Consider the following 20,792-nt stretch of genomic DNA (forward strand, 5'->3'; position numbering starts at 1 on the left):
ATGTCCGTCGACAATTGCGAAGTGTTGATCGTCGGTGCTGGTCCGACCGGTCTGGTCGCCGCACATCTATTGGGCCGCAATGGAATTCGCACTCACCTGGTGGAGAGCCGATCGAGTGCGTCCACGCATCCGCGGGCCACGATGGTCAATGTTCGTACCGCGGAGATACTGCGAGACCTCGAATTGCTCGGTCCGGCGCAGGAGGTCGGCACCAGTCTGGAGGCGTCCACTCGGGTCAGTTTCCACTCCAGTCTGGTCGGTGCCGAGCTCGGCGAGATCGACATGGTGGCAGACGCCGAGAAACTCATGCGGACGGTGTCGGCGAGTCCGGTGCTGCCGCTGATCTGTCCGCAGAACGAGTTGCAGACGCTCTTGCTGCGCGAGTTATCGGACTACCCCTCGGTCAGCGTCGAGTCGGGTGTGGAGATCACCGATCTGATCGCCGACCCCGAGGGGGTCGGCGCGGTACGAGCGGACGGTTCGGCACTACGCGCTTCCTATGTGATTCTCGCCGAGGGAATACACGGTCGGTTGCGTGCGCGCGTAGGCATCACGGTCCAGGCCAGCGCACCGCTCGGAACGATGTTGGACATCCATTTCACCGCCGATCTCGGTTCGGTCGTCGCGGGCAAGGAGAGCGCCCTGTACTGGGTCATCAACGATGACATACAGGGCGTGCTCATCACCGTCTCGCCGCGGCTCGGTACCTGGCTGCTCGAGCTGACCGGCATCGACATCGCCCCATCGGCGATGCCCGACAAGAGCGAATGCGAGCGCTTGGTCCGCACGGCCATCGGTGCGGCCGACATCGACATCACGATCGAGTCGGTCCGGACGTGGGCAATGGGTACGACAAGCGTCGACCGGTGGAGTGATGTCCACCAACGGGTGTTCGTGGCCGGCGACGCGGCGCACAGCTTCCCACCGACCGGTGGCTTCGGCATGAATACCGGCATCCAGGACGTGCACAACCTCGCGTGGAAGCTGCACGGTGTGCTGCGTGGTTGGTCGAGTCCACGGCTGCTGAACACCTATGAACCCGAGCGGCGACCCGTCGCGGATTTCAATGCCGAACGCAGCGTGCACAACGCCGTGGCCATGGACGAGTTCTTCGCATCGGCACGGTCGCTGATCGGATTCGGAAACGGATCGGTGCCCGAGATCAGCGATGCCGCCGCACTGGCCGACGGTATCGAACGACAACGGCCGCATTTCGACTTCTATGGTCAGGCAAGGGGATTCGTCTACTCCACCGACGAAGACCACCCGCAGCCGGTTGTCGCGGACGTGGTCGACTATCACCCAAGAGTGATAGTCGGTGCCGTCGCACCGCATGTGTGGCTGGAAGAGGATGGCAGGCGCACGGCCGTCGCCGATCTGACCAACGGGGCCTTCGCGCTGCTGACTTCGGTCGAAGGCGCGCCCGAATGGCAGGACTCGTTCGGTGCGTGGGCCTCGGTGCTCGGCGACATACCGCTGCGGGTGTGGCCGGTGTCCCCGGTACCGCGCCCGGACGCCTTACACGATTTCCGCGACGACGCCATCGAGATCTTCGGTTTGTCCGACGCGGCGGCGGTCGTCGTGCGTCCCGACGGCCACATCGGCGCGATATTGCCCGGTGCGGATCCGCACGGCGAATTGGCCCGATACCTCAACTCGATACTCGGCGAGAAAGCGGTGACCTCATGACCGACACTTCCCATGACGACACCTCCGGCGTCGATCCGCAGCTCGCGGCGGATCTGCTCAGCAATGACCGGGGTCGGGTCAAGCACGCGATCGAGAGCATCTCCGCGCAGCGGCTCGCGGACCATCTCGAAACCGACACCGGCACAGCGGGTTTGGTCGCGGCATTCGATTTGATGCCGACGTTCTATCGCGGCGGTCTGCCCGAGCGCGCGGTGATCCGCTGGGCCGTGACCCGGCGCTCGCACGGCAAACTCGAACGTGACGTCGAGCTGGCCCCCGACAGCTGCACGGTCGGCGAAAAGGGCGCCTTCGCCGCGCAACCGGCGGCGACACTTACCGCGCCCGCCTCGGCATTCGTCGCGCTGGCCTGCGGTGCGACGCGCGGTGTCGAATTGATGTCGCGGGGTGATCTGCGGGTCGCGGGCAACGTGCAGCTCGCCATGAAGATGGAGCGCCTGTTCGATCTCGAACCGAATGCGACATCGTCATGAGCGCGCCGAGCCTGCCGCGCGCGGTGAGCGCGCGGCGCAGGGTCGCCATCACCGGGATCGGCGTGGTGTCGCCAGTGGGAAACTATCCCGGCGTGCTGTGGGACAAACTGCTCGAAGGTCGTTCGGGCGTCGGTCCCGTCACTACGTTCGATGTCTCGAATAAACGGGTTCGGATCGCCGCGACGGTCGATGATTTCGCGGCGACGGACTGGATGGAGCGCAGGGATGCCATCCGGTTCGATCGTTTCTGTCAGCTCGCGATGGCAGCCTCCGACCTGGCACTCAAAGACGCCGGTGAGCTCAGCGCCGATCCGTCCGATGTCGCGGTCATCATCGCCAGCGCACTCGGCGGGGCCGACACGATTCGCGCCACGGTCGGCAACGACCCGGACGGTGAACGGATCCCCCCGACCTTCATCCCCGTTTCGATGTCCAATGTCGCCGCCTCGGTGGTGGCCCAACGCCACGATTTCGCCGGGCCGAGCTACTCGCCGAGCAGCGCGTGCGCGTCCTCGGCCGACGCCGTCGGCCAGGGCATGCGGATGATCAGGGACGGATACGCCGACGCGTGCGTTGTCGGCGGATCCGAAGCCTGTGTCAATCCCGTTGTCATGGCCGGTTTCGCCAGCATGCGTGCATTGTCGCGGCGCAACGACAGTCCCGAGCAGGCCGCGCGCCCGTTCGACGCCGACCGCGACGGATTCGTGTTGGGCGAGGGCGCGGCGGTGCTGATTCTCGAGGATATGGATCGTGCTCTCGCCCGGGGAGCGACCATATACGCCGAGATCGCGGGCTACGGGCAAACGAATGACAGCCACCATCTGACCGCACCGAGGGCCGATGGTTCCAGTGCCGCCCAGGCGATTCGCATCGCGCTGCGTGATGCGGGCATCGCGACAACCGATGTGGACTACATCAACGCACACGGCACGGGCACGATACTCAACGACCGCGCGGAAATGGCCGCGCTGCGTAGTGTTTTCGGTGCTGATCTCGCGAAAACCGTTGTGGCTTCTACCAAATCCATGACCGGTCACCTCCTCGGCGCGGGCGGCGCATTGGAGGCCGCCATCGCCGCCCTGGCCGTCAAGACCTCGATGATCCCGCCGTCGGTCAATCTGGACCAGGTGGCGCAGGACTGCATGGGCGCGTCGTTCGTCTCGGCATCGACCGAGTCCGATGTCGCTGCCGTGCTGACGAATTCCTTCGCATTCGGCGGCCACAACTCGTCATTGGTCCTGCGCCGTAACGACCCTTACCGCACACAGGAGTAGTCCATGGAATTGAAGTTCGAAGGTGAAGTCACCGCGTCACTGCATCCTCCTCGCATGGTGGGCAACACCCCGCACGGAATTCGCATGTTCATCGAGGTCGGTGAGGGAAAGCTGGAGGGTGAGCGCATCAAGGGGCGGGTGCTGCCCGGCGGTGGCGACTGGGTGCTGATCGGCACCGATCAGTGGGCGCGCGCCGATGTGCGCGTGCAGTTCGAGACCGACGACGGTGCGATCATCTACGCGCATTTCGGTGGGCTGATCGAGATGACCGACGCCGTGCAGACAGCGTTCGCGGACGGGGTACCCACCGCATTCGAGGACCAATACTTCCGAGTGCTACCGCGCCTGGAGAGCGGTGATCCCGACTACGAATGGGTCAACCAGACGCTTTTCGTCGGTGAGGGCCGATTCACCGAGGGCTTCGGTCTGCAGTACCGCTTCTACCGGATCACCTGACCCGACCCGACCGTCCCGCACAGTGTCACATCCTTCCTCTGTCCGAAAGTGAGGTGATCGGCCCGATGAATTCATCGGCTGCCGACTCGTCGTCGCGTGCGATCGACGTCCGGTCGGTGACTGTGCGACGGAAGCGGAAAACGATCCTCGACGACATCTCGTTCACCGTCGGCCAAGGCTCGGTGACGGGCTTGCTCGGGCCTAGCGGCTGCGGCAAGACCACACTGATGCGCACCGTCGTCGGCGTGCAGAAGTTCTCCTCGGGCACGATCACCGTGCTCGGTCAGCCGGCCGGGCATCGGCGGCTGCGCCGTGAGGTCGGCTACGTGACCCAGTCGCCGTCGATCTACGACGATCTGACCGTTCGGCAGAACGTTCGCTACTTCGGGGTGATGTACGGGGCGAAGGCCGAGTCGGTGGATCGGGCCATCGGGGACGTCGGTCTGCTCACCTACCGGGACACGCTGGCCGCCAAGCTTTCCGGCGGACAGCGTGCACGGGTGTCGCTGGCGTGCGCGCTGATCGCCGCGCCCAAGCTGCTGGTGCTCGACGAGCCCACCGTCGGCCTCGACCCGGTGCTGCGACGTGACCTGTGGGCCTCCTTTCACAGCCTGGCCGCGGGCGGCACGACGCTGTTGGTGTCCAGCCACGTGATGGACGAGGCCGAACGCTGTGATCGGCTGCTGCTCATGCGGGAGGGCAGCGTGCTCGCCGATTCCGACCCGGTCGGCTTGCTGCGGCGAACCGGCGCCGACACGTTGGAGGGCGCTTTCCTGCGGCTGATCGAGTCCGGCGACGGAGCACGATCCACCACCGCCGTGAATCACGTTGCGATTCATCAGGTTTCCGAAGAGACCCGGCCGGAGGTTTCGTTGTGAATGCCCACATGCTGTTGCACACCACCGCGCGTGTGCTCACCCAGATTCGCCACGACCGTCGCACGGTGGGGCTATTGCTCGTGGTGCCGAGCGTGCTGCTCACCTTGCTGCGCTTCGTCTTCAACGGTCGCCCCGACATCTTCGACCAATTGGGATTGATGCTGCTCGGCATCTTCCCGTACGTGTCGATGTTCATGGTCACCAGCGTCGCCATGCTGCGCGAACGCACCACGGGCACGTTGGAACGACTCATGAGCACGCCGCTGTCGAAGATGGACCTACTGCTCGGCTACGGATTGGCCTTCGCCCTGGTCGCCGTGGTGCAGGCGGCGGTCGCGGCCACGGTCGCCTACCAGTTCCTGGGGCTCGAATCGCAGGGATCCATCGCGGCAGTGCTGCTGATCGTCATCGCGACGGCCGTGCTCGGCTCCTCGACCGGCCTGCTGACCAGTGCGTTCGCGCAATCGGAGTTCCAGGCAATGCAGTTCATGCCCGCGTTGGTGATCCCGCAGTTGCTGCTCTGCGGTCTCGTGTGGCCACGGGAGCAGATGAGCGGCTTCTTGCAGGGGCTGAGCAACGTGGTGCCGTTGCGTTATGCCGCACAGGGGCTCACCGAAATCGGCACGTACCCACACCCGACCACCACCATGTGGATCGATCTGGCTGTCGTGGCTGCGTTCGCCGCAGCCTCCTTGCTCACCGGCGCGGTAACGCTACGCCGCCGCAGTTCGTAATCATCACCCGATCGCAGCAGGAGCTTCCACGTGACAGCACTTCGCGTTCTTCGCCGAATACTGCCCGTGCCCAGCCGAGCCGACGCGCTGTTCACACGCCGCGGCTTCCCGACCTCGGCGCCGATAACCAGCACGCTCGAACAGGTTGGCGTAGAGGTGATCCGGGGGTTCGAGATGGGCGCCGACATCGCCGACATCGATGACCTCGCCGCGGCTCTCGATCGCACCGACCCGTTCTATCGCAGCCTGGCTTACGAAGGGGCGGTGACCGCGCTCGTCACCCGCGATCTCATCGGCCTACGGCGGCGACATCTGGCCCGGCGATTCGTCGAGGGGCCGGGTGCCCCACACGCCTATATGGCTTATGTCGGCTATGGGCTGCTGATGCCGCGCCTGCCGAGGTTCCTGTGGCGACGGTGCACGCCGAACCTCGGCGACGATGCGGTGTTGTCGCAGCTGACGTGGCTGGCGGCCGACGGATTCGGTTTCGACGGAGCGTTTTTCCGGACGCGGCGATGGATCGACAAGCAGTGGCGGCCCAAGCCGTACCCATGGGAGGGGGATGGTTCCTACTTCCTGCGCGCAGTCGATCAGGGCGTCGGACGAGCGTTGTACTTCGTCAACGACGCGGACCTGGCGGCGATCGCCGACCAGATCGACCGCATGGATCCACACCGTAGAGCCGACCTGTGGAGCGGCATCGGCGCCGCCATCGCCTATCTCGGCGGCGTCACGGAGTCCGATGTGCGCACGGCGCAGCGACGCGCCGGGCTCGCGGCCGCGGACATGGCGCAGGGGGCCGCGTTCGCGATCAAGGCCAGGGCGCATGCCGGGTACATACCGGAATGCTCGGTATCGGCGGCGCGAGTTCTTTGTGATCGCGATGTCGATGCGGTCGTCGCGGTTGTCGACGAGGCGAGCACCCAATCGTTCACTACCGGCGAGCCCGGTTATGAGCAATGGCGACGCCGGTTACGTGAGTGCCTCGCGCCACCGACGCTATTGCACGCGGTCGATCAACCACGAGGAGCTTAGATGTCGCGCTTTATCGATGACGTACTGTCCAACAGCACCTCCGACCGGGGCTTCTCCTGCGGCGAGCCCGATGCGCTGCGCCGCAAGACGTGGGCGGAGTTGTTGCGGCACAGTCGATGTGCCGCGCAGTCGCTGACCGACCAAGGTGCGTCCATGGGTTCGCGGGTCGCCATCCTCGCCGGTGAACCCGAGGATGTCGTGGTATCGGTGCTGGCCTGCTGGTTGCTCGGAGCCTCGGCCACCATGCTGCATCAACCGACGCACCGAACCGATCTCACCGTCTGGGCGCGTGACACCGTCAGATCCCTCGATGTCATCGACGCCAAACTGGTGTTGATCGGAACCCCTTTCGACAGCGCGGCAGCCATCCTCGCCGAGCACGATGTGCCGAGTTTGTCGATCGCGCGGCTCGGCGCGTCGACACCGTTGGAGCCCGCCGATGTTCCGGATGACACCCTGGCGCTGCTTCAGCTGACCTCGGGGTCCACCGGTACCCCGAAAGCCGTCGCCATCACCCACGCCAACCTGTACGCCAGCGGCCACGCCATCGCGCGGGGCGCCGATATGGATCCGGCCGGCGAGGTCGGTGTGAGCTGGCTTCCGCTGTTCCACGACATGGGCATGGTCGGCTTCGTGGCGACGCCGGTGCAGTTCGGGGTCGAGGTTGTGTGCGTGAGTCCGACGCATTTCCTGCGTGCACCGCTGGTGTGGATGGATCTCATCACTCGATATCGCGGCACGATGACCGCCGCGCCGAACTTCGCCTACGAGATCGCGGCGCGGCGGATGGAGTTGGCTCCGGACGGGGCCTTCGACCTGTCGAGTATGAGGTTCGCGTTGAACGGTGCCGAACCGATCGATGCGACCGCGGTCGCGCGATTCATCGAGGCCGGAGCGCGTTTCGGCCTGTCCCCCGGTGCGGTGGTGCCCGCTTACGGTATGGCCGAGGCCACGCTCGCGGTGTCGTTCAGTCCGGTCGGACTCGGCGTACGAACCGACGCGGTGCGACCGGACGCCATCGAGACGACGGGTTACGCGCAGCCGACCGACGATGCGGCCACCCGGATGTTCGTGACGCTCGGGACGCCGTTGCCCGGTGTCGAGGCACGAGTGCTCGACGACACCGGCGCATCCGTCGGGCCGCGCACGGTCGGCGAGATCTTCATCTCCGGTGCCGCGGTCACCGATGGCTACTTTACCGAAAACGGTTACAGCTCAGCACGAAACGACGACGGATGGTTGCCGACCGGCGATCTCGGCTACCTCACCGAATCGGGGGAGATCGTCGTCTGTGGGCGCAAGAAGGACACCATCATCGTCGGGGGCCGCAATATCTTCCCCACCGATATCGAGCGCGCCGCCGCTACGGTGGCGGGTGTCCGACGCGGCAACACTGTCGCCGTGCGACTCGAACCCGGGGAAATCCGCGAAGGTTTCGCGGTCGCCGTCGAGTCCGCCGACTGGAACGACGACGAGCACGTCGCACGCATCCAACGGGAGGTGACTCGCGTCGTCCGCGACAGCGTGGGGGCGACACCGCGCTCGGTTGCCGTTGTCAGTCCGGGTTCGATACCGAAGACCCCGTCGGGCAAGGTGCGCCGAACGAACTCCGCCCACCTGATCCGATGATCGGTCGACGCGCCGTAATCGGCATCACCCTAGCCCTGCTGTTGCTGATCGGGGGCACCGCGTGCACCGCGGATGGCGGTCTGCCACGGCCCGCCCAGTTGCTGCGCAACGCCGCCGCGGCAGCGCGTGCGACGACGAGCGCGCACGTCACCTTGCAACTCAGCGGCGCGCCCCTGAGCGGAGTGAGTGTGCGGGCCATGTCGGCCGACGTGGTCCGCGACGGTGACGCGCGAGCAAAAGGACAGCTCGTGGTGCCGTCGGCATTCGGTGATGCTCGCCTCGATTTCGTCGAGATCGACTCGACCATCTATACCCGTGACGCCTCCGGGCGATTCGCGCCGGCGCCACAGCAGAACGGGTCGGCCAATCCGTTGCCCACCGCGCTGATCGACCCGCACCGTGGAGTCGCGAACCTGCTGTCATCGATGTCTTCGGTGCAGACCGAGGCCAGGGAGATCGTTGGCAACGTCGATGCGTTCCGTGTCACCGGACTCGTCGCGGCCCACGACATCGCGCAGGTGGTACCGAGCGTCACCACGGACGGCAAGTTGACGGTGTGGTTCAAGGTCGGTGGCCGACACGAGCCGGTCGCCACGCGGCTGGTGATCGGTCAGGGGGACCTCGCATCGCAATCCGTGCTCGATGTGATGGTCAGCGACGTCAACCGCCCCGTCCATGTCGCCGATCCGCGCAGTTGACTCCACATGACAACGGCCATGCACACCCGTGACAAACGACCGCGCCGCAGCCATTCAGCGGCCGATGGAGGGAATCCGATGGACGACATCACCAAGATCGACCCCGAGCAGGTCTCGCCGGGTGAGTTCAAGAACCTCATTACCAGCACCTCCGATGAACAGCTGCGCGCCGCGCTGGCTGATCCGCAATTGCGAAGCACCATGCTCGACACCGTTTTCCTGCGCATGCCGGACCGATTGAGTGTCGAGGAGGCACGCGGGGTCGATGCCACCGTGCTGTGGCGAGTAGGCCAGACTCCCGACGAGTGGTTGGTGACGATTCGCAACGGTAAGTGCACCGTGACGAAGGCGACGGCAGGTATCAAACCGACAGTGGCGTTGACGCTGGGCGATGTGCTGTTCCTGCGATTGCTGTCCGGACAGGCCTCGGGAACGAAAGCGATGCTTTCGGGCAAGCTGCGTGTCAAGGGTGACGTACTGTTCGCCAGGCGAGTGGAGAAGCTGTTCAACACGGATTGATCAGGTGTGACCGGCGTACTCGGCGGCCGGACTTCGGTCAGTTCCGTTTCAGGGCGCCGACACTCAGTGACCCGCTCGAAGCGGTCCGCAGCTTCTAACGCACTGTGGCATCCTGCAATTGGATACAGGCGCTGGCCGGGGTGTGGGCTCTGTCCGTGCGCTTCGAGTAGGGCGTCCAGAGTGGCGTCGGGGCCGAGTTCGGGCGATATCTCACCGGCGTCGATTGCGCGCGACCTCATGGCCCACCACCTCGGCCCACCGCCGAAGCGACTGCGGCGTCACTGATTTCGAGCAGGCGGCGGCGCGCCTTCGGATCGTCGGCCTGCGCGTGCGGACGGCTCTGGCGGGTGCCGTTGAAGTATCGGCCCGTCGTCTGCGCCAGGCCCGGATCGCAGATCAGCCGGACAGTGGCGTCCGCGCCCTCGGCGACCGTGCTGATCGGCGTGACTCCAGATTCCAGCACCATGGTCGTCGCCATGAGTGTGGCCGGGTGCAAGGCGTTCACCGTGACGCCGGTCCCGTCGAGTTCCTCGGCGTACTCGATGGTCGCCATGATCATCGCCAGTTTCGCGCGGCAGTACGCGGTGTACGCGTCGTAGCCGTGCTCGAGGTTCGGATCGTCGAAGTCGATCTCCCGCTGCCCGGCGGAGGCCACGTTCACCACCCGCGCCGGAGCCGATGCCCTCAGCAGTGGAAGCAGCCGCCGCGTCAGCCGATACGGGGCTAGATGGTTGACCGCCCACAGATATTCGTTGCCGTCGGCGCTGAGTTCACGTCTCCCGTTCGGCTGCCGACCGCCGGTGCCGGCATTGTTCACCAGCACCTCCAATCGTGAAGTGCGGGCGATGATCTCATCGGCCAGCCGGTCCACCTCCGCGAGCCGCGACAGGTCGGCCAGGATGATCTCCGGCGCGGGCCCGCTCGCGGCCGTCACCTCGGCTGCGAGCGCCGCGGCCCGATCGGCGTTGCGGCCGTGCAGAATCAACCGGGCACCGGCGGCCCCGAGTCGCACCGCGAGTTCCCGACCGAGCCCGTCCGTCGCGCCCGTGATCAGCACGGTGCGATCGACCATGTGATCGATATCGTTGTCGCTCATTGCCTTTCCTTGCAGTCTCATTTCCCGCCTTCGCTCCGGATGCTGACCGACGTGGCGGTCAGGTCGAGCGCGACGTGCGTGCCGAGGGGTGTGTGCACGACGCGCGGTTCGCCGGTGGTCGGCATCGGTATGCCGTTCACGATGACCTCGACCCAGCGGACGATGGCGTCGCCGTCGTTGCGCGAGTGGCGAACGATCTCGACTTCGCAGGGGATCGACTCAGCCACTGGAAGCCGCATATGACGATGAAACCGCGTTGGCGGTGGGACCGGCCCCGCGAACGGAACTCACATTGTCTCCGCTGTGGCGACGAGTGTCGCTCGGCCCAGGATGTGGCCGGCGATGGTGAACCCGAGCAGAGCCGGTGTGGAGTCGGAGGCGATGCCGATGTCGTCCACATCCAGAGCGTGCACGGTGACGAAATAGCGGTGCTCGCCGTGCCCTGCCGGCGGTGCCGCACCGATGTATCGCGGTAGGCGCGCGTCGTTCGGCAGTTGGAAGGAGCCGGCCGGCAACCCGATGCCGGCGTCGTCTCCGGCGCCCTCGGGCAAGCTCGTGATGGTGGCCGGGATGTTGGCGACAGCCCAATGCCAGAAGCCGGAGCCGGTGGGGGCGTCGGGGTCGTACACGGTGACGGCGTAGCTCTTCGTGCCTGCCGGAGCGCCACTCCAACTCAGCTGTGGGGAAACGTCTTTGCCCCCGGGGGCGCCGGAGGACCACTGCTCGGGTTGCCAGGCGGCACCGTTGCTCACGGTGGTGCTGGTGACCGTGAAAGAGGCCGCCTCGGGGAGGCGGGCGAAGGGATCGTTTGCGCTCATCGTGTCGCGCCTTTCTAGCCGTACCAACATGCAACATCGACGATATCAGAAATAATCGATGATTCGCCAAATCGTCTATATTTGAACTATGACAGTCCACGCCCCGACCCCGGCGGAGAAGCGGATGCTTTCCGAGCAGGTCTACGCACACTTGCGGACCGCGATCATGCGCGGCGAGTACGCGCCCGGTGACGCGCTCAAGCCGCAGGATCTATCCAGGCAACACGGCGTGAGCCTGGCCGTGGTGCGTGAGGCGCTGGTGCGCCTGGTCGGTGAGGGCCTGGTCGACCGGCTGACCAATCGCGGCTTCGCGGTCCCAGCGTTCTCCGACGACCGCTGGCAGCAGATCGGCGAGGCCCGCCGGGCCATCGAGCCGGTCCTGCTTCGCATGTCGATCGAAAATGGTGACGTCAAGTGGGAGGGCGATGTCCGAGCTGCCCACCACCGCTTGGCGCGCACGCCGGCATTCACTCCGGAAGAGGGCGAGTATTACAGCGAGACATGGGCCGAGGCACATCGAGTCTTTCACCGCACTCTGCTGGAAGGATGCGGCAACCTCGTCCTGCTGGAGATCTTCGACCGGATGTGGATCGCGAGCGAGCTGGCCCGCCGCTGGTCGACCCATCGCAACCCTGACCGGGACGGCAACGACGAGCATCGCCGACTGGAGGAGGCAGTGCTGGCCCGCGACCCCGACAGCGCAGTCGACATATTGACTCGACACCTCACCTTGACGACGGCCGGACTGGCAGCGCAAGAAGGCTGATACGTCCGACAATCCGTTCGACCGCGTCGCGATAGCGGTCGACCACCTCCGCCACGGTTCGGCCTGGAAGGTCGCCCGCCAGTTGGTTACCCGACATCCGAGCGCTCGACGAAGGTGAGATGCAGGAGCAGGCCGAGCAGGTTCGTCCCGACGGCACCGCGGCCGTTCACACCTGCGGTTCGGGGGCGCCCTCGCCGTCGTTGCCCGCGGATAGTCGAGTAAGCCGCGCAGCACCTCGGCTTCGCTGCCTCCAGACGGCGGAGTGTCGTTGCGGTACTCGGTGGTTGGCGCGGTGGTCTCCTTCGCAGGGCGGGTCAGGCGGTGTGGCTCCGTCGGCGGCGAGCCGGTCGGATTGCCGATGGTCGTGATGCTCCAACGGCGGCTGGCCGGGCCGGTTCGGCGGCCGCCCGGCCGCCCATTTCGGGGACGAACCGGGCCCGGTCAGCTCCGCGTGGCTGACACGCCGAGCTGCACCGCCAGTGCGGCGGCGGTTGCGGGGAACCGGTCGAGCAAACCGGTTACTTCGCGGTTTCCGGCAGGTCCGGCCTCCTGCCAGCCGCCCTCGACGCCGAGCAGTGCGGCGAGCGCGTCGCTGGCGGCCGGGTGGGCGGCCAGTAGTTCGGTGACCGGCCCGCGCGGTGCCGCCGCCACCGGCATTGCGGCCGTGGTGAATTCGACCGACCATGGCGGCACGAAGTTGTCCACGGCGGGGAGTGCGCCGGGGAAGGTGCGGCCCGCTTCCCGGACCAGTCCCGGGATCAGGTCGCCCGCCTGGTCCTTCAGGGCGGTGATGAGCTTCGGCAGCCACGGCAGCAGCACCGCGTCCGGCAGCGTGCCGAAGGCCTTCGACAATAGCTCCACCACAAAGGGTTTCAGCGCTGGTGCGGGGTCGATGGCCTGCACGAAACCGCTCACGTACTGCGGAACCGTCGGCAGCACCAGCGGATTGGCCAGCATCTCGTCGCACCGCTCGCGCAGTTCGGCCATGGTCAGCAGGCCGAGCTGGAACCGCGCCGCCCACAGCAGGGCCACCTTGGCCGGCGCCTCCGGATGCGATTGCAGCACCGCCAATTCCAGCTGGGTGTGATCGCAGCCCAGCGACAGCGCCAGATTCTCCATCCCGAACAGGAAGCCAAGCATGGCCGCCACCTGCGGCGGTCCGGTCTCTTCGGCGGCGAAGGCGGCGGGCAGCAGGGTGCAGTAGTGCGCGTACCCGGCCGTCACGAACCGTTCGCACCACGGTGGCAAGCCGTCCTCGGTGGAGCGGAAGTTGTTGAGCAGCGCCCGGATTCGCCGCAGCACGACGGGTGCGTCGTCCACTGTTCGTTCGGCGGCGAGGAGTTCCACCGCGCGATTTCCGAGCTCGTCGGCGAGCCGGACCGATCGCAGGTACACGAGCGCGTCCTCGACAGCGCCCAGCGCTACGGCGGTGGTCGCGTCCGGTGCCGTGACCGCCCGACGCAGGCGCTGCTCGAGCACCTGCTCCACCGACACACCCTCGTAGCCGAGCTCCACCAGGGACCGCTGATATTTGCCGAGCCCGATATCCCAGCTCTCCTGAATGGAGGTCTCGCCCAGTCCGCGCGAACCCATAATGGGGCGCAGCGCGTCCTGCGGCAGCAACCTGCGCAGCAGCCACAGCAGATCCGAGCACGGCCGCAGTTCCGGACTCGCTTTCAGATCCAGGAGCGCGCGCTGCAGTGTCCGCTTGGACAGATCCAGCCCCAGCGGTGCCAGCCGGTCGAGCGCATCGCGGGCCAGCGGTGGCAGCGCCGCGTATCCGACCTGGCCGATGCGGTCGCCGCCGAGCAGGATTTCGCACAGCCGCCGCACATCGCGCCGCCCCGGCACCCTGTCCTTTTCGATACAGGTGACGGCCGCGTCCTGGAAGTCATACGGCGTTGGACGGGCGCGATTGCGCAGGCCCGCCAACAGGATCGACGTCTCGAAGATGGCGATTGCGTCCGCGGTGCTGGCCAGGTAGCCGTTGCGCCGGGCCAGGCGGACGATATCCACCGACCATTCCAGGAGTTCGGCCTCATCGAGTGGATCCAGTACCGGCGGCCGTGACAGGAAGCCCGAAAGCTGGTCCGCCACTTCGGCTTCCGACGAGATCGAGAGCAGCGGCAGTTTCTTGGCGCGCTTCTTCGCCCCCTGCTGGCCCTCCAGCTGGAACGACTGCAATCTGCCGCGCCGCAATCCCTTCGCCCAGGTGGCCGCCGCGATAGACACCGCGCCGCCCGCCAGCCCGAACTGCGCCTCGATAGCGGAATGGCTGGACGGGATCAGCCCGTAGTGCCACTTGGTGGCCGAGCGCGGTGAGATCTCGAACGCCGCGTCCGACTCCAGCCCGAACTGTTCGACCGGGCTGGCCGCATGGGCCGCGCCGCACACGTACAAAACCTGTGCCGGATCGATGTCGTTGGCGGCCAAGTGTTCCCGCATGCGGGTCCACATGTGCCGCTCGCGGTCCTCGTCCTCGACGGTGCTGCCGCGCCGCAGCCGCCGGAACAGGCTGCCGATCATCACCATGACCTGGCGGTAGGTGTCGTAATCGGCGTCCACGAGGGGCTGCTCCACGTACTGGTCCCACCATTCCGACCAGTGCCGGACCTTGCCGTGGTGCAGCAGGTGTTCTTCCAGTTCGGCGAAACGCGGTCGCAGATCACCGATTTCGATGCCGACCGCGCCGCCGTGCAGGCCCTCGTCCTCGGACGGCTCGTCGTCGGCAGGTGTTTCCGACTCCGCCTTTTCGGGAGCCCACTGAAAGACGTGATCGGTGGACCGATCCACCAGCACCAGTTCCACGCCCGGCGTATCGAGCGCGTAGGCGATGGCCTGATATTCGGCCGACGATTCGGTGATCGGCGCGACCACCGACAGCGGTGCCCATTCCGTCGGGAAAGCCTCGATATCGGTGGCGAAGGCCTGCAAGGCGACCGGCAACCGGCAATTGCGCAGTTCGTCCAGTAGCGGCCGCATGTCTTCGCACAGTTCCAGGTAGATGACGCTCGGCTGCTTTTCGCGCAGCCGCCGCACCATGGCCAGACCGGAGGCGGGTGAGTGGTGACAGACCGGGAAGATCTCCAGCCGCTCCGACAGCGCCCGGTCGACATCGTCGACCATGCCCGTCAGGATCTCGCCCGCCGCCCCCGACATCCCGGCGAACGCGATGGCCGCGTCCGCCAACTGATCCCGCAGCGCGGCAAAGGTATTCGGCGTGGAGCGGGTATCGGAGACGATCACGACAGCCTCGCGATCGCTGCCCGGCCGCCCTCCAGGAATTCACCCCAGGCGGCATTGCCCTTCTTGTCCTTGGTACGCGGCTCGACCACGCCGTGCAGGTACTTGTTGAGAATGGCCAGGTCCTCGGGCGTGCGCCGGGCCAGGGACCCGACCAGCGAACCGGCCAGGGTTTCGGCGCGCAATTCCTTCGCACCGAAGAACTGGCTGTGCAAGATGGCGTCCTCGAGCACACCGATCTGCTCGGCGGTGGACAGCGCCGACTCCAGCTTTTCGTCGTCACTGGTGGCGGCGGCCGCGGCGGCGCGCAGATCGGCGAAGCTCTCCAGCAGGATGTCCAGCAGGGTGGGTGGCAGTTCCAGTTCGAGGGAATGGCGGCGCAGTAGTTCCGCGGTGCGGAAACGCACGATCTCCGCCTCGCTCTTCTTGTTGGACACCACCGGAATGCGCACGAAGTTGAAGCGCCGTTTGAGCGCCGAGGACAGGTCGTTCACACCCCGGTCGCGGCTGTTGGCGGTGGCGATGATGGAGAACCCCGGCTGCGCGAACACCACATTGTCGTCGTCGAGCTCGGGGATGGAGACGTACTTCTCCGACAGGATGGAGATCAGCGCGTCCTGCACGTCGCTGGTGGAGCGGGTGAGCTCCTCGAAGCGCCCGATTACGCCCTGCTCCATGGCGGTCATGATCGGGGACGGGATCATCGACTCCCTCGACTGCCCCTTGGCGATGACCATGGAGATGTTCCACGAGTACTTGATGTGGTCCTCGGTGGTGCCTGCGGTGCCCTGCACCACCAGTGTGGAATTGCGGCTGATGGCCGCGGCCAGCAGCTCGGCCAGCCAGCTCTTGCCGGTACCCGGATCACCGATGAGCAGCAGACCCCGGTCCGATGCCAGGGTGACGATGCTGCGTTCGACGAAGCTGCGGTCGCCGAACCACTTCTGCTCCACCTCGCGGTCCAGTCCGTCGGCGCGTTCGGAGCCGAGAATGAACAGCCGCACCATCTTCGGGCTCAGCCGCCACGCGAACGGCTTGGGGCCGTCGTCGACGGACTCCAGCCAATCCAGTTCCTCGGCGTACTTGACCTCGGCGGGGGCGCGCAAAACGTCGTTCATGATGGCTGGTCTCCTAGTCGAGAAAGTTCTTGAGCTCATGCACGAGCTTCTGGATGCGTCCGGAAATCACCGGGGTGCCAAGGTTTTTGAACCGTTCGCGGAACCACGGGTTGACGCTCTGGTGGCCGGAGCTGTTCACCGAGCCGACCGGGATCAGCTTCACCCCGGAGCGGTGCACCGCCTCCATGGCCTCGAACAGCGGCTGGGAGCGGTCGAACTCGTAGAAGTCTGAAATCCACACCAGCACAGTGTTTTTCGGGTCCGATATCTTGGGTTGGGCCATGGCCATGGCGACCGGGCCGTCGTTGCCGCCGCCGAGATTGGTGCGCAACAGCACCTCGAACGGGTCGTGCACCCACGGGGTCAGATCCAGGGCGCGGGTGTCGTAGGCGATCAGATGTACATCCACTTTGGGCAGGCCCGCGAAGATCGACGCCAGAATGGTGCAGTTCACCATGGAGTCGACCATGGAACCGGACTGGTCCACCACCACGATCATGCGGGCGGGGACGGTGCGCTTGGCGGTCTGGCGGTAGTAGAGCCGGTCGACGTAGAGGCGCTCATCCTGGGGATTCCAGTTGGGCAGGTTCTTCCAGATGGTCCGGTCCACGTCCAGGTTGCGCAGGATGCGCTTGGGCGGGACGGAGCGGTCGACGGTGCCGACGCTGGTCTGCTGCACCTGGGTGCGCAGGACTTCGGCGACCTCGTCGACGTAGCGGCGGATGAGGCGCTTGGCATTGGCCAGGGCCACGCCGGACAGATTGTGTTTGTCGCGCAACAGTTGTTCGATGAGCGACATGCTCGGGGTGAGCTGGGCGGCCAGGTGTGGATCGGCCAGCACTTCGCGCAGGCGCATGCGGGACACCAGTTCGCCTTCCAGACCGGTGAGCACGCCTTGCACGGCGCCGGCCTGCTCCGCACCCAGGCAGCGGCGCAGCCAAGTGGCATCGGACTGCCAGCCCGCCAGCTGGGTGGCGCTGACCTGACCGGAGCCGGTGGCGAAGACGTTCAGCAGCAGTTTGGAAACCAGTGCGGCGGTGCGGACATCGGCCGCGCCGACGGACCGGGGCGCAGCGGAGTCGGCCTCGTTCCCGGCGTCCTCGGCTGCGGAGTCCACGGTCTCGGCAGTGGAGTCCACGGTCTCGGCTGTGGAGTCAGCTGTCTCGGAGAAGTCGAGGCTTTCGAACTCCGCCTTCATCTCCGGATAGCGTTGCACCACATTGTCGATGGAAATGCCCGGATCGAGCACGGCCAGCGGCAACCCCAATTCGTCGACGATGCCCGCGCTCGCCTGTTCCAGCGTCGGTTGCTGATCGCCGGTGAAGACACCGGCCAGCAGACGCCAATACAGGATCTGACGTCGCGTCTCATGATTCGGCCCACCCGTCACCCGACCGCCACCCCCATTGAATCGCTTCGCGATGCTGTAGTCATTTGCGCAGCAACCGTCCCGCGCGTTCACGCAACACCGTCACGGCATCGCCCGACTTGGCCTGTGCCTTGGCGACTTTCGGGTCGGTCGGGCCGAGCGCCCAATCACCGTTGTGGAAGGCGGTGAGTGTGCTCTTGACCTTGCGCCGCACGGCCAGCGGTCGCACCGACCAGCCACTGGCATCCCAACGCAGCAATCCGATCATAGTGCTGGAGGCGGTCACCCCGGCCGGAGTGAGCGGACCGGCGGACGGCAGCGCGCCCAGTTCCACGCGAAGCCGCTGCTCGCCCAATTCCATTGCACCGTCGCGGAATCGGTACCCCTCGAGCAGAACCGGTTCGGCGATGTGCACCGGATCGGTGTCCAGCGGCGCGACGGCCGGGGCCTGCGCCTGCGGCAGCTGCACGGTGGCCGTGACGAACGGATCGGCGGCCGCCCCAGCCTTCGCCCGATCGTCATCCCACCGCAGGTCGCCGGTCGCCGTCAGCGGCATGTCGGTGAGCTCCAGCGCGCGCTGCTCGGCCAGCGCGGTGAGCAACTGCCGATGCGTACCCAGCAATTGCCAAACCGCCTGTCCCACAATGGTGTCCACCTTGGCCGCGGACACCGATACCCGCACCCGACGGGCCGGTGCGCCCGCCACCTCCAGCACGCCGTGCACCTGGGCCTGTACGGCGGTCCCATGCTCGTGTAGGTCCACGCCCAGCGGCAGCAGCCGACCCGAAACCGACTCGGTCACAGTGGATTCCGCGCCGCGCCAGGACAGCAGCATGGCGCGCGTCCACAGATCGGCCCAGCGTCGCGCGGGCACCCGGTCCATGGCGGCGATCGGCGCGGAAGCGCCCAGTTCGGCGGTGAAGCCGTCCAGCAGCATCGCCAGCCGACGCAGCGCGGCGTCTGCCAGAAGCGACTCCACGGTTTGAGCGGCGGCCGCCACCAGGTCGTGGTCCACGCCGCGCCATCCGGCGATGGCCAGTTCGCCCAGCCAGGCGCGAGAACCCGCCGCGAGTGGGCTCGGCGCGGTGGCATCCGGCGTGGCCGTCCACTCGGATCGATTGCGGCCCAGTGCCTTATCGGCCTGGTCGACCAGTGCGTCGTGCACCGCGCCCAGCAGGGCGGCACGGGCGGCGGCCAGCGCCGACAGCTCGTCGGTGCCGATCGCCCCCGTGCTCACCTTCGACACCGCCGCCGCCACCGCCTCGGCCAGTGGCGAACCCGCCACGGCTCCGGCCAGCGCCGCCAGTGCCGCGCTCTGCGGTTCGGAAACCCGGGCGAAGCCGTTGACCAGCGCGGTGTCGAAGCCGCTCACCGTGTCCAGGGCCGCCGCGACGCCGGCGGGCGCATCCGCCAGTGCGGCTAGTTGCACAGCCTGCATCAGCGACCCACCCCCGCAGGGAACCAGTGCAGTTCCGGGATCGGCGACGCGGATCCCGGCAGTTCCAGGTAGGTCAGATGCCGCAGAAACCGGCTGAACACCGCGGCGGCCGGAGCCGGATCGCGAGTTCCATCGAGGCAGTTCGCGAGTCGGGTGCCCTCGGGGACCTCGACACGCAGAAAGCGCGCCACCCGGTCCTGCCCGTACTGGAGCACCGCTTCGTCGATGAGTGCGTCCAGATGTTTGCAGACCCATCCCTGGTTCAACCCGCCGCACGGCCGGTTGTTATTGGTGCTACAGCTCAGCCCATGCGTTCCCGCGGTCACCGACGCCACATACACGCGCGAAATATCGGAGCCACTCGACACCACGCCCTGGAGGCGCCCGTCGGCCAGCTCCACGAACGGCACCTTGTTCAGTTTGCGCGGTGCGACAGCGGGCAAAACCCGTACGACAGAAGCGCTTTCCCATGCCGGTTCATCCGGCGTGGCACTCGGATTCGAGGCCATCGTTCTCCCTCCCGGTCGATCACGATGCGCCCAAGATAGGTGACGGCACCGACAAGTTCCTCCCAACCCGAATCGGCTGGTGAACAACACGCTTCCGCGTCGGCTTCCAAGCCCACCGGCGGCCGACGGCGACCGCCATGAACCGAGCACGCGCCGCCCACGGGCTGGTCCTATTCCCGTTCCCCGCAACGCAATTGCGATGCGAGTGCATAAGCGACCGCGGCGATCGGCTGGTCCACTGACCGCGGGGACGGCAGCGGAATGATCCCCGTCGGGAACGGCCGAGACAGCGACCAATTGCGGCAAGCTGATCCTCGCGGCGAAACCGTACGTCCGAGCTGCGCAGACCGTTGCAGGACATCAGGTACCCGGCGCGCCAACCGGTCCTCGATTGTCTGGTGGCGAAGATCTCCCACCTGCTCCTCGGTCCAGACATCCGAAGCGATGATCTTGGTGGGGCGCTGTCGGGGGCCTTGCGTCGGTCTCATTCATGGCGGACGAGCCGGCGTCGACAAGCAACTGGGGGCGTGCGCAATCTCGTCGCGCAGCGGACCGGCACGTTGCACAACCGCGGTGGAATCGGCGCCGACCAGCAGTGATGTGTCGGCACCCAGGGCGGGAGATGTTGCCCCAGGGGTGAAAACGATCGCCACCTATGGTGGCTATTCGGGACGAGCGCCGACGCCGAGGATTCTTGTCAAGGCTGCTACCAACGAAGCGGCAGACCTCATCCATCGCGCCGATACACGAACCAGCTGCCCAGGAGTTCACGAATGCCGTCCACCTTTGTCGCGGATGTTCGCGACCGAGCCGATGCCTACCGCGCTACACCTCTCGCCGCGAGGTGGGTCGCGAACCGGTCGCGGAGGTGGTGAACTACCGTGCACTCGACTCCGACGCACGAGCAGTGGGGGTCCGGCCACCGTGCCGCCCGGAGGCCGATCGGGCAGTGCCTTCTCCGCCCGGACGCGAGTTCCTGCGGGCGTGCTTCGCTCGCCCGTACGCCGGATCGATCGCAGTGCCCGCCGCGTG

General features: G+C 66.5%; 19 protein-coding genes. 11 read left to right on the forward strand and 8 right to left on the reverse strand.

All coding sequences use genetic code 11. The features are described 5' to 3' along the window. The 10 genes from ACQPYR_RS09640 (at position 1) to ACQPYR_RS09685 (ending at position 9,403) form a co-directional block, all read left to right on the forward strand. Positions 1-1,689 (forward strand): FAD-dependent monooxygenase, encoded by a 1,689-nt coding sequence (locus ACQPYR_RS09640; RefSeq protein WP_433630142.1) that lies wholly within the window; start codon positions 1-3, stop codon positions 1,687-1,689. Continuing rightward, complete coding sequence (locus ACQPYR_RS09645) at positions 1,686-2,180, forward strand: SCP2 sterol-binding domain-containing protein (protein ID WP_433630144.1); 495 nt, start codon at positions 1,686-1,688, stop codon at positions 2,178-2,180. The genes ACQPYR_RS09640 and ACQPYR_RS09645 overlap by 4 nt, the downstream gene beginning before the upstream one ends. Next, positions 2,177-3,454, forward strand: a complete 1,278-nt coding sequence (locus ACQPYR_RS09650; protein WP_433630145.1) for a beta-ketoacyl-[acyl-carrier-protein] synthase family protein — start codon at positions 2,177-2,179, stop codon at positions 3,452-3,454. Before ACQPYR_RS09645 ends, ACQPYR_RS09650 begins: the two co-directional genes overlap by 4 nt. A 3-nt stretch (positions 3,455-3,457) precedes the next feature. Next, on the forward strand, positions 3,458-3,910 hold the full coding sequence (locus ACQPYR_RS09655) for a DUF3237 domain-containing protein (protein WP_433630147.1): 453 nt from the start codon (positions 3,458-3,460) through the stop codon (positions 3,908-3,910). A gap of 65 nt (positions 3,911-3,975) precedes the next feature. Further along, positions 3,976-4,788 carry an ABC transporter ATP-binding protein gene (locus ACQPYR_RS09660; RefSeq protein WP_433630149.1) on the forward strand — a complete coding sequence of 271 codons (813 nt, stop codon included), beginning with the start codon at positions 3,976-3,978 and terminating at the stop codon, positions 4,786-4,788. Next, on the forward strand, positions 4,785-5,522 hold the full coding sequence (locus tag ACQPYR_RS09665; RefSeq protein WP_433630151.1) for an ABC transporter permease: 738 nt from the start codon (positions 4,785-4,787) through the stop codon (positions 5,520-5,522). Before ACQPYR_RS09660 ends, ACQPYR_RS09665 begins: the two co-directional genes overlap by 4 nt. A 30-nt stretch (positions 5,523-5,552) precedes the next feature. Continuing rightward, positions 5,553-6,557 (forward strand): DUF1702 family protein, encoded by a 1,005-nt coding sequence (locus tag ACQPYR_RS09670; RefSeq protein ID WP_433630153.1) that lies wholly within the window; start codon positions 5,553-5,555, stop codon positions 6,555-6,557. Continuing rightward, positions 6,558-8,186 (forward strand): fatty acyl-AMP ligase, encoded by a 1,629-nt coding sequence (locus tag ACQPYR_RS09675; RefSeq protein ID WP_433630156.1) that lies wholly within the window; start codon positions 6,558-6,560, stop codon positions 8,184-8,186. It begins immediately after the preceding gene. Beyond that, the gene (locus ACQPYR_RS09680; RefSeq protein WP_433630159.1) at positions 8,183-8,884 is read left to right on the forward strand and encodes an LppX_LprAFG lipoprotein; all 702 of its coding nucleotides are present in this window, start codon (positions 8,183-8,185) and stop codon (positions 8,882-8,884) included. Before ACQPYR_RS09675 ends, ACQPYR_RS09680 begins: the two co-directional genes overlap by 4 nt. 78 nt (positions 8,885-8,962) lie before the next feature. Beyond that, a complete protein-coding gene (locus tag ACQPYR_RS09685) occupies positions 8,963-9,403 on the forward strand; it encodes an SCP2 sterol-binding domain-containing protein (RefSeq protein ID WP_433630162.1) in 441 nt (146 codons plus the stop codon). A 235-nt stretch (positions 9,404-9,638) separates the two neighbouring features. On the opposite strand, the gene ACQPYR_RS09690 is transcribed toward ACQPYR_RS09685, so the two are convergent. Genes ACQPYR_RS09690 through ACQPYR_RS09700 form a run of 3 tightly spaced genes read right to left on the reverse strand, consistent with a single transcriptional unit; the run spans position 9,639 to position 11,317 of the window. After that, positions 9,639-10,499, reverse strand: a complete 861-nt coding sequence (locus tag ACQPYR_RS09690) for an SDR family NAD(P)-dependent oxidoreductase (RefSeq protein WP_433630165.1) — start codon at positions 10,497-10,499, stop codon at positions 9,639-9,641. Between the two features lie 17 nt (positions 10,500-10,516). Then, positions 10,517-10,726, reverse strand: a complete 210-nt coding sequence (locus ACQPYR_RS09695; protein ID WP_433630168.1) for a hypothetical protein — start codon at positions 10,724-10,726, stop codon at positions 10,517-10,519. Positions 10,727-10,786: 60 nt separating this feature from the next. Then, positions 10,787-11,317, reverse strand: a complete 531-nt coding sequence (locus ACQPYR_RS09700; RefSeq protein ID WP_433630171.1) for a YbhB/YbcL family Raf kinase inhibitor-like protein — start codon at positions 11,315-11,317, stop codon at positions 10,787-10,789. A gap of 88 nt (positions 11,318-11,405) precedes the next feature. Here ACQPYR_RS09700 and ACQPYR_RS09705 point away from each other — a divergent pair, with 88 nt between their 5' ends. Then, the gene (locus ACQPYR_RS09705; RefSeq protein WP_433630174.1) at positions 11,406-12,083 is read left to right on the forward strand and encodes a GntR family transcriptional regulator; all 678 of its coding nucleotides are present in this window, start codon (positions 11,406-11,408) and stop codon (positions 12,081-12,083) included. Between the two features lie 441 nt (positions 12,084-12,524). On the opposite strand, the gene ACQPYR_RS09710 is transcribed toward ACQPYR_RS09705, so the two are convergent. The 5 genes from ACQPYR_RS09710 to ACQPYR_RS09730 are packed head-to-tail and all read right to left on the reverse strand — an operon-like array spanning position 12,525 to position 19,760. Then, positions 12,525-15,329, reverse strand: coding sequence for a DUF5682 family protein (locus ACQPYR_RS09710; protein ID WP_433630177.1), 2,805 nt, complete (start codon positions 15,327-15,329; stop codon positions 12,525-12,527). Continuing rightward, complete coding sequence (locus ACQPYR_RS09715) at positions 15,326-16,444, reverse strand: ATP-binding protein (RefSeq protein WP_433630180.1); 1,119 nt, start codon at positions 16,442-16,444, stop codon at positions 15,326-15,328. The genes ACQPYR_RS09710 and ACQPYR_RS09715 overlap by 4 nt, the downstream gene beginning before the upstream one ends. Before the next feature lie 13 nt (positions 16,445-16,457). After that, positions 16,458-17,834 carry a vWA domain-containing protein gene (locus ACQPYR_RS09720; RefSeq protein ID WP_433630183.1) on the reverse strand — a complete coding sequence of 459 codons (1,377 nt, stop codon included), beginning with the start codon at positions 17,832-17,834 and terminating at the stop codon, positions 16,458-16,460. Positions 17,835-17,874: 40 nt separating this feature from the next. Further along, positions 17,875-19,251 (reverse strand): hypothetical protein, encoded by a 1,377-nt coding sequence (locus tag ACQPYR_RS09725; RefSeq protein ID WP_433630186.1) that lies wholly within the window; start codon positions 19,249-19,251, stop codon positions 17,875-17,877. Beyond that, positions 19,251-19,760, reverse strand: coding sequence for a hypothetical protein (locus ACQPYR_RS09730; protein WP_433630189.1), 510 nt, complete (start codon positions 19,758-19,760; stop codon positions 19,251-19,253). Before ACQPYR_RS09730 ends, ACQPYR_RS09725 begins: the two co-directional genes overlap by 1 nt. Positions 19,761-20,792 lie beyond the last annotated feature (1,032 nt).

Source organism: Nocardia sp. CA-120079 (assembly GCF_050955745.1).
Taxonomy (GTDB): domain Bacteria; phylum Actinomycetota; class Actinomycetes; order Mycobacteriales; family Mycobacteriaceae; genus Nocardia.